Source organism: Crossiella cryophila, from assembly GCF_014204915.1.
In the GTDB taxonomy this organism is placed as follows: domain Bacteria; phylum Actinomycetota; class Actinomycetes; order Mycobacteriales; family Pseudonocardiaceae; genus Crossiella; species Crossiella cryophila.
The window spans coordinates 6,995,446-7,008,509 of record NZ_JACHMH010000001.1 but is presented as its reverse complement, the minus strand read 5'-3'; the positions used below and the strand labels follow the sequence as shown (position 1 = coordinate 7,008,509).

The window sequence follows — 13,064 nt, the reverse complement described above, 5'->3', positions numbered from 1 at the left end:
CCGGCCGGGACAGCACGACACGAATGGAGTAGCGGTCGTGCTGTCCCGGCCGAAGCTCAGCCCGCCTTGCGGGCGCGCAGCAGGAAGCCGTCCAGCGGCAGCGGGGTGGTCCCGGTCAGCTCGAAACCGGCCGTGGCCAGCAGCGCGCGGTAGTGCGCCTCGGTGCGTTCGCAGCCGCCCACGTTGCACAGCATGTGGATGTCCCACGGCACCGCGAGCGAGTCCGCCTGCCCGGTCTCCGGCAGCAGCCGTTCGATGATCATCAGCTCCGCGTGCTCGGGCATGGCCGCCGCGCAGATGGCCAGGATGTCCTGGCAGCGGGCGTCGTCCCAGTCGTGCAGCACCCGGGAGAGCAGGTAGACGTCGCCGCCGCCGGGCACCGTCCTGGTGAAGTCGCCGGGCACCATGGTGACTCGTTCGGCCACCGGCTGCAGGGTCGGACCGGCGGTGACCAGGGCGCTGGGCAGGTCGAACAGGATGCCGCGGGCGGTGGGGTTGGCGGTCAGCACGCGGGCGAGCAGTTCGCCGTTGCCGCCGGCGATGTCGACCACGGTGCCCGCGGCGCCGAAGTCGACCAGGCGGGTGAGTTCGCTGAACATCGCGTTGCTGGCCGCCATCGACTGGTGGAACAGCTCGGCCAGCTCGGGATCGCCTGCCAGGTGGGTGAAGTGGTGTGCGCCGAAGACCTTGGCGAAGGACTCCTCGCCGGTGCGCACGGCCTCGGTGAGCGCGCCGAACGATCGGTAGAAAGGCCCGCCGTACATCCGGGCCAGCGAGTGCATCGAGCCGTCGACGTCGGTGCGCAGCAGTTCGCCCAGTTCGGTCAGCGCGTAGCCCGCCGGCACGGCGCGCACCACGTCGAGGGTGGCCAGGTAACGCAGCAGCCTGCCGAGGCTGTCCTGGTGGGTGCCGGTGGCCGCGGCCAGTGCGGGCAGCTCGGCGGTGTCGGCGAGGTGGTCGGGCAGCCGGAGTTCGACCGCGGTGGCGACCGCCTGGGTGGCCCAGGCGCCGGTGAGCAGGCGCAGCAGGCCGAGGCCGGGGGCGGAATCGCGCAGGTGCGCGGCCAGCAGCGGCGGGAACTCGCCGGTGGAGATCATTTCCAGCCGGTGGAAGGCCGGGTTGGCGTGCTGGGCGTCCCGGAAGTAGAGCACCGTGCAGTTCTCGTGCCGGTTGTAGCCGCCGCCGTCGGGGCGCAGGTGCGCGGCGGTGGTGCGCTGCACCCCGGCGAGCATGACCGGATCGGCCTCCGGCACGGCCAGCGCGACGTGGTTCTCCCGGCCGTGGCGGCGTTCGTCCGCGGCCAGATGCGCCAGCTCCGGCGGGGTGGCCATGGCGAAGATCTCCAGCTCACGCGGTTGCCCGGCGGCGTCGGTGACCGGCGCGCGCAGGATGCCGACCTGGAGTTCGGCGGCGGGCACCCCGTAGCGGCGGCTGAGCCGGTCGCGGACCACCACGCTCGGGGTCATCGCACCGACGTCGAGGCCGTGCGCGGCCAGCTGTTCGCGCAGCCCGTCCAGGCTGTTGGGGAAGATCAGCACGGCGGCGTGCGCGAACCGGGTCCGCCCTGCCAGCGCGGCGCGTTCGGCGGGCGGCAGCGAGGGCATCGCCGCGGCCAGCACCGACTCGGTGTCGTTGGCACGCACCAGTTCCAGCGTCGCCCGCAGGCGGGCCAGATCCGGCCCGGCCAGGGTGGGGGTGAGGGTCGAGGTCATCGTGTGCTCCAACGGTGTCAGATGCCGACGTAGTTCTCGGCGAAGAAGTCCTGGTGGGCGCGGGAATCGCGCAGGCTGTCGAGCCGGGCGCGGCAAAGCGCGCGCTGGAAGTCCGCCGCCGGGTCCGCGCCGAGCGGGCCGTGCAGCAGGTTGATCATCCAGTGCGAGAACTCCTGGGCCCGCCAGATCCGGGGCAGGCAGGTGCGGGAGTAGGCGGCCAGGCCGCGTTCGTCGTCGTGCAGCAACGCCTCGGCCAGTGCCCCGGCCAGCACCTCGGCGGCCATGATCGCCAGGTTGGCGCCCTTGGCCGCGGACGGGCTGATCAGGCTGGCCGCGTCCCCGGCCAGGAACAGCCGGGCGTGCTGGAGCGGGTCGAGCACGTCCGAACGCAGCCGCACCGGCGCCCGCTCGGTGATCGGCCCCTGGCGCAGTGGGCCGAACTCGCTGGTGCGCATCCGGATGCCGAGTTCGGTCCAGATCCGCTCGTCCGGCCAGTCCTCCGGGGTGTCCGTCGGCGGGATCTGCAGGTAGTACCGGGTGACCTCGGGACTGCGGGCCATGTGACCGGCGAAACCGTTGTCGTGCAAGGCATAGGTGACCGCCGACATGCTCTGCGGCGCCTGGGCCAGCACGGCCAGCCAGGTGATGCCGTGATCGCGGGTGTGCCGGGAGACCGAGGCCGCCGCCACGGCCCGCCTGGTCACCCCGTTGCCACCGTCACAGCCGGCGAGGAACCGGCCGGAGACCTCACCGTCGCCAGTGACGTCACGGTAACGGACAGTAGCGGTCTGTGGGTCGACATCGGTGACCGTCACACCGAACCTGACTTCACCGCCGCGGTCCTGGTATTCGCTGATCAGATCGGTTACCAGGTGCTGTTGCGGGTAAACTGTATGCACTTCGCCGCGACCTAGTTGGCCGTAACGGAGAGTAAATTCACCGTTCGCATCCCGGAACGCGCATACGTCGTGGGATCGGCCATTTCGGAGCATTCCGGCGGCTAACCCGTGCTCGGTGAGCACCCGGGCGCTGTGCGCGCTGAGGAATCCGGCCCTGGCCCGGGTCCACACCTGGTCCCGGCTGGCCCTTTCCAGAATGAGCGTGTCAATTCCCTTGGCCCGTAACAGGTTGCCCAGCACGAGTCCGGATGGACCCGCGCCGACAATGACCACGGCCCGCTGCTTGGCCACGTTTCGCCGCTCCCTTATTCGCCGATGTGCGCGAGCAAGTTAGCAAGGGCGGAATTGAGAGTGATCATCGGGCATTAGCCGTTAAACGTGTCGCGCCAGATGATCATCCTAATGGGTTCAGATGATCACCGAAATAGGTGAAAGCCCGAATGCCGCTCCTGGTGGAAGTCACTGCTTCCTGATATCGGCCGGGGTGCCGCCGGTCAGTTCGACCAGCTCGGCGAAAGTCGTGGCGAACAGGGTGTGCCGGGCGCCGCCGCCCGCCCACAGCTCCGGGTGATCGGCCAGGGTGAGGTCGATCAGGGTGGGCAGCGGGGCCGGATGCCCGATCGGGGCGACGCCGCCGACCGGCTGGCCGGTGGCCGCCAGCACCACCTCGGGATCGGCCCGCCTGAGCTTGGCCACCCCGAACCCGGCCGCTGCTTTGCGCAGGTCGACCCGGTGCGCGCCACTGCTGACGATGAGCACCGGCCCGTGGTCGCCGAGGAACACCAGGCTGTTGGCCACCGCGCCGACCGGGCAGCCGACCAGCTCCGCGGCGGCCGCGGCGGTGGGCACGTCCTCGGTCAGGGTGCGGATCCTGGCGGCGCGCGGCAGTCCGCTCAACACGCTCTCGACCCGGCGCACGGCCTCGTGCATGGCAACCCCTTTCCGTGCTGCGCAGGCTAGCGGCGCCGGGGTTGCCGGGGGAACTCGATTTCCGCCGGTCCACAGTGGCGCAGGGGCCGGACTGCCCGGCCCCTGCACCACTCGGATCAGCCGATCTCGTATGCCTTGAGCACGGTCTGCTCCACCGACGCCTCGCCGTCGGATGCCTTGGCACGCAGGGACACGAACCCGCTGGCCGGGTTGCGCACGGTTACCGACCAACCGGTCGGGAGCGGTGTGACGTTGGCCTGTTGCCAGGTCGCGCCGTCGTCTACCGAGTAGTCGACGGTGAGGCTGGTGGCCTTGGCCGGGCCGTCCTGGCGGGGCACGGTGACCGGGATGGTGAAGTCCTGGCCGCCCGGCGCGAGGTTGTGGATGTTGACCGGTGGCGCGTAGCGGACGTTGAACAGTGGCAGCGCGCCGTCGCGGGGACTGGCGAAGGTCCAGGCGGACTGGATCCTCGTGGACGTGCGCCACCAGGACGCGGTCCTGGTCAGCTCGGCTTCCAGGCGGTACTCGCGGGCCTGGCCGCGCAGGAACACGCCCCGGCCAGGTTCGGCGTGCCGACCCAGTTCCCGGCCATCGCCGTACAGGGTGGTCGAACCCGTGTCATAACCCCACGCGGGCTGCACCACCCTGGGATGCCCGGCGGCGTCGGTGAACCAGGGCACGGTCACGTCGATCAGGTCGCCCTTGGCCCAGACCCACGGGTGGTTCTCGCCGAGGTCGTTGCTGGTGGTGCCGGTGAACCCTGGACTGCCGACCGCCTTGTTCCACTCCTGCCGGTAGGTCTTGCCGCCCTCCAGCCTCGCCCTGGCGGTCAGGCTGCCGGAGGCCGCCCAGTAACCGCTGACGTTGATCTCCCAGTCGCCGGGGGTGAAGTGCTCGACCCGTTCGCCGGAGCTGATCGCCTGGTTGTGCACGTTGACGCCGATCTGGCCGCCGAAGGCGTTGACGTAGGAGCCGACGATGGCCGGATCGTCCGCGCGGAAACCGTGGTAGGCCATGGTGACCGCGGCCAGCTCGGCGGTTTTGACCGGGTAGTCGAGCTTGGCCGGGACCTTGCCGGGGGAGGGGAACGCCAGGTCGTAGCGGTGCTTGCTGGCCGTGCGGGTGGTCAGCGAGAGCGGGCCGCCGGTCCTGGCGTACTCGGCGATCCTGGCCACCGATGCCCCGTAGACCTTGAACGAGGGCAGTACCACCTCCTCCTCGCGGTCGGACCTCGCCCCGGCGCGGAAGGGCGCCTCATCGACGGGGTAGAGCACGGTGGCCAGACCACCGGCGGCCTTGACGTTGCGGATTCGTTGGTACACCTCGTCATAGCTGATCGAGCCGAGCCCGAGGACCACGATCTTGCCCTTGGCGTCGACCTTGGCCAGCTCCTCCACCGTGCCGCCGGCACCGAACACGCTGGGCAGCTTCAGGTTCAGCGCCTCCCGGGTCGCCCCGCGCAGCCAGCCCGCGTACAGCTCGCTGCGCCGCGGGCCCTCGGTGAACAGCTCGACCTCCGGCTCCTCCAGCCGCTGGGTGTTGGAGTAGGCGAAATCGGGGGAGCTGACCCCGGGCGCGGACCAGCTGTACAGCTCGCTGAACCGGGTGCTCAGCCCGTAGCCCCCGCCCCGCATCTGCCCGGACTGCTTGTCCCGGCTGAACATCTGCGAGACCCAGTAGCCGCCCCTGGCCGCAGGCTGGTCGGTGCTGATCCGGACCTGCTTGGCCTGCCGCGCGTCGAAGTGCAGCGTGGTGGCCTTGCCGATGCGCAGCTCCGGGTTGGCGAAGGTGGTGATGCTCGGCTCCGCACCGGGTCGCGGGGTGTGCACCGAACCTTCCAACCGGTAGGTACCCGGTGGGACCCGGGTGCTGCCGCTGAACGGGATCGGGTAGTGCCTGCCGTCGGCCAGGTTGTTCAGCCAGAGGCGGCCCTGGTCCGCCAGCGTGGCGAGTTTGCCGTCCCGGCGCAGGATCCTGGCGTCGACGTCGTAGTGCTCGCCCTCCTCGTTCGCGCCGATCAGGGTGCGCAGGGTGGTGCCGCCACCGGTGGCGGTGAGGGTGCCGGTGTAGTTCCCGGCTTTGGCCGCACGCGGGGTGAACCCGACCGTCACGGCGGCCTGACCGCCCGCAGGCACGGTCACCGAGTCCGCGGAGAGCTTGACCGGACTGGCGGATCCGGGGACGCCGGTGAGGTCGAGTTTCAGGGCGAGGGTGACCGGCGTGCTGCCGGAGTTGGTGTAGGTCACGGTGCGGTTCTGCGTCGCGGTGCCCGGCCACTTGAGGAACACGTTGTGCCCGCTCGGCGACGCGTGCAGCTTCGCCGTGGCCGCCTTGCCCACGTCCAGCCGCCCGGCGCCCACCTCGAACACCCCGTGCTCCGCCACCGGGTTCGCGGTGGACACCAGCGCGGCCTTGAGTTGCTCGGCGGTCCAGTCCGGGTGCTGCTGGGCCAGGATGGCCGCGCCACCGGCCACGTGCGGGGCGGCCATGGAGGTGCCGGAAGCCTTGGTGTAGCGGTCATTCACCGGGGTGCCCATGGCGGTGCCTGCCGCGCGGGCGGCCACGATGTCACTGCCCGGCGCGGAAACCTCCGGCTTGACCGCGCCGTCCCCGTCCCGCGGACCCATGCTGGAGAAGGGCGAGCGGGCTCCGGATTTGGTCAGGCTGCCCACGCTCAGCGCGAGGTCGGCGGTGGACGGACTGGCCACCCAGCCCGGATGGCCGTCATTGCCCGCGGCCGCCACGAACAACGTGTTGTGCTTGCGGGACAACGTGTTGACCGCCTGCGACATCGGATCGGTGCCGTCGCTCGGGCCACCGCCCAGGCTCAGGTTGATCACCTTGGCCTTGACCTCGGCCGCCGCCCAGGTCATCCCCGCGATGATGTCGGCGAAACTGCCGCTGCCGTTGTCCCCGAGCACCTTGCCCACGGCCAGATCGGCCTCCGGTGCGACGCCCTTGTACTTGCCGCCCTCGGCCGCGCCGGTGCCGACCGCGGTGGCCGCCACGTGCGTGCCGTGCCCGTCACCGTCCTTGACGTTGCCCTTACCGCTGAAGTCCTTGCTGTGCTTGACCTTCCCGGCCAGATCCGGGTGACTGTCGTCGATCCCGGTGTCCAGTACCGCGACGGTGACCCCCTTGCCGGTGTGCCCGCCCTGCCAGGCCACCGGCGCGCCGACCTGGCCGACACTGGTGTCCAGCGAGGCGGAAACCTTGCCGTTGAGCCAGATCTTGCGCAACCCACCGGCGAACGCGGCCGGACCCGGGTTCGTGAGTTCGTGCCAGAACTCGCTCGCGCGCTCCTTCTGCTCCTCCACCGCGGCCAGGTTCACCTCCGGCAGGTCCTTCCGCACGGTCGCCCCGGCCAGCGCCACCGCACCGCGTGCCCCTGCCTCCGGGTACTCCACCAGCAGCGGCAGGTGCTTGCTGCGCGCGTCGTCGAAACCCTGCCGGATCAGCCCGGTGATGTTGAACAGCTCGCGATCCAGCCGCCCCTCGGCCAGCGCCCGTTCCGCGCTCAACGGCACCAGGTACCAGTCGGTGCGACCGCCGCGGGTGACCTGGAACTGCCGGAACCCGACCGCCGCGCGCTCCTGCCCGGCCTCGATGGCGAGGTTCCAGGCCTCACCGGCCCCCTGCCGTGCCCGCACCCGGTCCCCGGTGATCAGGGTGACCTGGTGCGCGCTGCCCGCGATGGACGCGCCGGGTGCGGCAGCCGGTGCGGCGGCGGCCAGTGGTGCCACCGTCAGGGTGGCGCCCGCGGTGGCCAGTGCCAGCAGTACGGCGAGTATCCGTCGTCTTCGGCTCATCGATGGACCCCCTCAGTGCACAACCGGGGCCGACGGACGCGGCCCCTGCCTGAGTTCTGTCCGGCCCCGGGTGCGGGTTCCCCTCGCCACCCGTCCGGCCTAGTCCGGCAACGGTCTCCGCAGCACCTGGCGGACCGCGTCCAGGAGCAGCTCGTCATCGGCCCCGAGCCGCCGGGCCTGGGCGACATAGGCGTCGGCGTACCCGGCGAGCGTGGCGAGATCCGCCGTGGCCCGCACCGGCGCCGCGGCCACCCGGGTACCGCCACCGCGACGGGACACCACGTACCCGGCCTGTTCCAGCTCGCGATAGGCCCTGGCGATCGTGCCCGCGGCCAGGCCGAGGTCGGCGGCCAGTTGCCGGACCGGGGGCAGCCGCTCGTCCGCGGCGAGCACGCCGTCGCTGATCAGCCCGGCCAGCTGGGACCGGATCTGCTCGTACGGCGGGATCGCGCTGGAGGTGCTGACCAGGATGCGGGGCGGCACCGGATCACCGCCCAGGCACAAGGTCGGCGGCGAACCGGAGACCCGCCACCACGGCCACCCCGGCGATCGCCAGCGCCACCCAGCCCAGCACCGGCAGCAGGCTGTTGGCCGAACACAGCCGCAGCAAGGCCATCCCGGTGAACAGCGCGGTCCCGGCCAGCGGAGCCGCCACCAGCACCCCGCAGGCCCCGGTGATCGCCAGCATGCTCCGCGCGCGCAACACCTCGTCGGCGGCCCGGGTGCGATCCTCGATCCCCGGCCGCGACCGGTCGCGCAGCACCCGGCCCACGAACACCGCCAGCCCGCCGCCGATGAGCACCACGGCGGCCACCGGCAGCGCGTAGTAGGTGCCCGGCCAGGGGCTCGCGGACTGCGTCGAGCCGTTGGCGCAGGCCACACTCAGCGCCCGCCCGGCGCGGCCGAGATCGTCGGCGGACCCGGCCAGGCTGGTCCCGGCGAGCAGCGCGAACAACGTGGCGGCCAGCCCGAGCACCCAGCGCACCCGGCCCCGCGGCAGGTAGTTCCGGGCCGCGCGCACCTCCAGCAGCGCACTGCGCGCCACCCCGCCGACCGGCACCGCGATCAGCTCGCCGATGAGCACCCCGGTCAGCACGCACACCGCGAACGCGGCGGGTGCCAACGCCAGTCCCAGCCCCAGTCCGTCGGTGACGGTGGCCAGCCATCCGGCGGCCAGCGCACCGGCGGTGACACCGAGGATTCGGCACACCGTGGCGCGGTGCGCGGCCCCGGCGAGGACGAGGTCACCCTGTGCCTCGCCGGGGCCGCGCACTCCCTGTCAACCCACTAGCGGATCAGCCGATCTCGTACGCCCTGAGCACGGTCTGCTCCACCGCGTTCGCCCCCTCCGACGCCTTGGCCCGCAAGGACACGAACCCCCTCGCCGGGTTTCGCACCGTTACCGACCAACCGGTCGGGGCCGGTGCGACCTTGGCCGACTGCCAGGTCGCGCCGTCGTCTACCGAGTAGTCGACGGTGAGGCTGGTGGCCTTGGCCGGGCCGTCCTGGCGGGGCACGGTCACCGGGATGGTGAACTCGCGGTCACCCGGCGCCAGGTTGCGCAGGTCCACCGGTGGGGCGTAGCGCACGGCGAGCAACGGCAGCGCGCCGGTGATGAACTGCGGCCGGGCGAAGGACCAGGCCACGCTGATCTTCGTCGAGGTCCGCCACCAGGAGGCGTCCCGGCTGATCTCGGCTTCCAGGCGGTAGGCGCTGGCGTTGCCGCGCAGGAACACGCCGCGGCCGGGTTCGCTGTGCCTGCCCCGTTCCACGCCGTCGCCGTACAACACGGTCGTGCCCTTGTCGACGTAGCCGTACTGATCACTGCCCCTGGGGTGACCGGCGGCGTCGGTGAACCAGGGCACGGTGACGTCCATGACCTCGCCGGTGGCCCAGGCCCACGGGTGGTGCTGGCCGAGGTCGTTGCTGATGGTGCCGGCGAACCCGGGACCGTTGACCGCCCTGTTCCACTCCATGCGGTAGGACTTGCCCGCCGCCAGCTTCGCCTGACCTGTCAGGCTGCCCGCGAGGTAGCTCGGGCCGCGGACCTCCAGGCCCCACTCGCCGGGGGTGAAATGCTCGACCCGTTCGGCCGAGGCGACTCCCCGGTCGGACCCGCCGACGCCGATCCAGCCGCCGAGTGCGGCCATCGAGGCGCTGATCCTGGGCGGGGAGTCCGCCGGATACCCGTGGTAGGCGGTGCTGACCGCGGCCAGGTCGGCGGTATTGACCTGATGGTCGAGTGTGGCCGGGAACTTGCCGGGGGAGGGGAAGGCCAGTTCGTAGCGGTGCCTGCTGCCCTGCCGGGTGTGCAGGGACACCGGCCCGCCGGTCTTGGCGTACTCGACGAACCTGGGTCCGTACTGGTATTCGAGGTACAGCGAGGGCAGCACCGCCGGATCCGTGGCGGCGTGCGACGTGCGGGAGCGCGACGTCGTGGTGTGGATCCCGACGGCCAGGCCACCGGCCGCCTTGATCGCGCTGATCCGTTGGTACAACTCGTCCGTGCCGGTCTGGGCGGTCGGGCTGATCACCACGAATCTGCCCTTGACCTCGACCTTGGCCAGCGCCGCCGCCGAGCCGTCACCGGCGTAGACCGAGGGCAGTCTGGCGTTGACCGGTTCCTGCGCGGAATCGGAGAACCACCTGGCGCCCATCTCCTCCCGCCGCGCGCCCTCGGTGAACAGTTCGATGTCCGGCTCCAGCAGTCGCGCGCTGTTCGCGTAGCCATAGGCGGCCGAGCTGACGCCGGGGGTGGAGTAGCTGAAGAGCTGGCCGAACCTGGCATCCACGCTGTGGGTCGAGGTGTGGGCCTTCCCGTCCTTGGGCAGCACCCGCTCCTGGGCGACCAGGGCGCCCGCGCGGGCCGTGGGCTGGTCGGTGCCGATCCGGACCTGCTTGGCCTGGCGCAGGTCGAAACTCAGCGTGGTGGCCTTGCTGATCCGGATCTCCGGGTTGCTGAAGCTGACCACCGCCGGTTCCGCGCCTGGCCTGCGCAGGTCCAGCGAACCGAGCACGGTGTAGGCGCCCGGTGGGAGCCGGAGCGTCTCGTCCAGCCGCAGCCAGTGCGGCTTGCCGTCCTGCTGGCGGATGATCTCGATGCTGACCCCGTCGGCCACCGTGGCCGGAACGCCATCGGGTCGCAGCACCTTGGCGGTGACGTCGTGGTGCTCACCTTCCTCGTGCACCCCCACCGCGGTGCGCAGGGTGGCGCCGCCACCGGTGGCGGTGAGGGTGCCGCCGTAACTACCGGCCTTGGCCGTGCGCGGGGTCACCGTGATCGTCACGCTCGCCTGGCCGCCCGCGGGCACGGTGACCGAGCCGGCGGACAGCTTGGCCAGCCCGGCCGGGGCAGGTGCGCCCGCGGTGTCGGCCAGGTCCAATTTCAGGCCGAGGGGCAGCGGCGCGCTGCCCGGGTTGGTGTAGGTCACGGTGCGGGTGACCGGTGCGGTGGCAGGCCATTTCAGGAACGCGTTGTGCGCGCTCGGCGTCGCCGTCACCTTGGCGCCGACGGCCTTGCCGAGATCCATCCGGCCGGTGCCCGCGGCGAACACGCTGAGGTCGCCCACCGGGTCGGCCGTGCCCACCAGCGCGGACTTGAGCTGCTCCGCGGTCCAGTCCGGGTGCTGCTGGGCCAGGATGGCCGCGCCACCGGCCACGTGCGGGGTGGCCATCGAGGTGCCGGAAACGCTGGTGTAGCGCTCGTTCACCGGCTCACCCAGGGCGGTGCCGGTCCCGCGCGCGGCCACGATGTCACTGCCCGGCGCGGAGATCTCCGGCTTCACCGCGCCGTCGCCGAGGCGCGGTCCCTGGCTGGAGAAGTCGGACCGGCCGCCGGACTTGGTGATGCTGCCCACGGTCAGCGCGAGATCGGCCGCGCCAGGCGAAATCACCGAGCCGGGGCCGGAGAGGTTGCCCGCGGCGATCACGAACAGCGTGTTGTGCTTGCGGGTCAACGTGTTCACCGCCTGCGACAGCGGATCGAGGCCGTCGGTCGGGACGCCGCCCAGGCTCATGCTGACGATCCTGGCCTTGACCTCGGCGGCGGCCCACTCCATGCCGCGCAGGACGGAATCGGCCGTCACGGTGCCCGAGTCGTCGAGCACCTTGCCCACCGCGAGATCGGCCTCCGGCGCGACGCCCTTGTACTTGCCGCCACCGGCCGCACCCGAGCCCGCCACGGTGGCGGCCACGTGCGTGCCGTGCCCATGGCCGTCGGTGACGTTGCCCTTGCCGGTGAAGTCCTTGCGGTGCTTGACCTTCCCGGCCACATCCGGATGCGTGTCATCGATCCCGGTGTCCAGCACCGCCACCGTGACACCCTTGCCGGTGAACCCGGCCTGCCACGCCACCGGCGCGCCGACCTGCCCGACGCTGGTGTCCAGCGCGACCGAAACCTTGCCGTTGAGCCAGATCCGGCGCACCCCACCGGCCAGCCGGGCCGGACCGCCCTCGGTCAGCCCACGCCAGAACTCGGCCGCCTCCGCCTTGGGCTCGGCCACCACCGCCACGTTCAGGCTGGACAGCTCACGCTGCACCCGTGCCCCACGGAGTTCAGCGGCCCGGCGGGTGCCGCCCTCCGGATACTCCACCAGCAGCGGGACCGTGTCCTGGCGGGCGTCGTCGTAGCCCTGCCGGATCAAGCCGGTGATGTTGAACAGCTCGCGGTCCAGCACACCCTCGGCGAGCAGTGGATCGGCCTGGCGCGGCACCAGGTACCAGTCGGTGCGGCCGGCGCGGGTCACCGGGAACTGCCGGTAGCTCAGCGTGGCACCGCCCTGGGCCGGTTCGACGGACAGGTTCCAGTCGCCGTCGGCGCGTTGCCGGGCCTGCACCCGGTCGCCGGTGATCAGCGTGACCTGGTGCGCCGGGCCAGTTGTGCCGGTGGTGTGTGGTGCGGCCGTGGCTGGCGTGGCCGCGGTCAGCGCGGTGCTCGTGACGGCCAGGGCCAGCAGCCCGGCCAGCCCCCGTGTTCTTCGGTTCATCCGTGTACCCCCTCGGCGGGAAACAGGAGCCGACGAACCGGCCCCTGTCTCCTCACCGGTGGGGGCACCGATCAGGTTCCATCGTTACCCCGAACGGCCCAGTGGATCAGGCCGTCGGTCGGCTGCTGACCCGGAATCCACCGGAGAGCACCCGCTGTTCCGGTGCGGGCGCCAGGCATTTCGGCAGCTTGTCGGCCTCGACCGGGCCGGTGGTCCAGCCGCGGGCGGGTTCGCCGTCGCCGCCGCTGTGCAGGCTGAAGCCGATCCGCTTGCCACGCCAGTCCGCGATCTGCGGGTGGGTGTCCTTGACGATCACCGACACGGTCGCCGACCGGCCGCCAGCGGAGGCGCAGTCCACCTCGCCGAGCGCCCACAGGGTGAGGTTCTCCTTGGCGAAGTAGTGCGAGAGCCGCACCGTGCCCCAGGCCCGTTCCGGCTGGGGCTGGCCCTGCACCCGCACCGCGTGCGCGTCCAACCTGATCCGCACGTCGTCGGCCTTGGTGAAGTACTCCAGCCGCGCGTTCCCGGTCACGCTGACCTCCCGCTTCGGCAGCTCCGGCGACGCGGCCTGCGCCGAGCCGGCGGTGAGCGCGAGCGCCGTCACCGCGATCGACACCCCCAGCACCCGTGTTGACCTGTGCACAACAACCTCCCCAGACGAGTGGGCTGGTTCGCCCACACCAAAACGATCTCCAGTCCGGCCCCTGGTGGCCTCCCACCCGAGGGGGA

The 13,064-nt window shown here is 71.7% G+C and carries 8 protein-coding genes; all 8 read right to left on the bottom strand.

The window, feature by feature from the left end:
* Positions 1–56 precede the first annotated feature (56 nt).
* The 8 genes from HNR67_RS30520 to HNR67_RS30485 all read right to left on the bottom strand — a co-directional run bounded on the left by HNR67_RS30520 (position 57) and on the right by HNR67_RS30485 (position 12,978).
* The gene (locus HNR67_RS30520; RefSeq protein ID WP_185005626.1) at positions 57–1,712 is read right to left on the bottom strand and encodes a methyltransferase; all 1,656 of its coding nucleotides are present in this window, start codon (positions 1,710–1,712) and stop codon (positions 57–59) included.
* Between the two features lie 17 nt (positions 1,713–1,729).
* Positions 1,730–2,884 (bottom strand): 4-hydroxybenzoate 3-monooxygenase, encoded by a 1,155-nt coding sequence (locus HNR67_RS30515; RefSeq protein WP_185011299.1) that lies wholly within the window; start codon positions 2,882–2,884, stop codon positions 1,730–1,732.
* A gap of 186 nt (positions 2,885–3,070) precedes the next feature.
* On the bottom strand, positions 3,071–3,541 hold the full coding sequence (locus HNR67_RS30510; protein ID WP_185005625.1) for a YbaK/EbsC family protein: 471 nt from the start codon (positions 3,539–3,541) through the stop codon (positions 3,071–3,073).
* Positions 3,542–3,657: 116 nt separating this feature from the next.
* Positions 3,658–7,350, bottom strand: coding sequence for a S8 family serine peptidase (locus HNR67_RS30505; protein WP_185005624.1), 3,693 nt, complete (start codon positions 7,348–7,350; stop codon positions 3,658–3,660).
* Between the two features lie 99 nt (positions 7,351–7,449).
* Positions 7,450–7,833 carry a GntR family transcriptional regulator gene (locus HNR67_RS30500; protein WP_312988358.1) on the bottom strand — a complete coding sequence of 128 codons (384 nt, stop codon included), beginning with the start codon at positions 7,831–7,833 and terminating at the stop codon, positions 7,450–7,452.
* Between the two features lie 4 nt (positions 7,834–7,837).
* Complete coding sequence (locus tag HNR67_RS30495; protein ID WP_185005623.1) at positions 7,838–8,623, bottom strand: hypothetical protein; 786 nt, start codon at positions 8,621–8,623, stop codon at positions 7,838–7,840.
* A 22-nt stretch (positions 8,624–8,645) separates the two neighbouring features.
* Complete coding sequence (locus HNR67_RS30490; protein ID WP_185005622.1) at positions 8,646–12,335, bottom strand: S8 family serine peptidase; 3,690 nt, start codon at positions 12,333–12,335, stop codon at positions 8,646–8,648.
* 106 nt (positions 12,336–12,441) lie between these two features.
* Positions 12,442–12,978, bottom strand: coding sequence for a hypothetical protein (locus HNR67_RS30485; protein WP_185005621.1), 537 nt, complete (start codon positions 12,976–12,978; stop codon positions 12,442–12,444).
* Positions 12,979–13,064 lie beyond the last annotated feature (86 nt).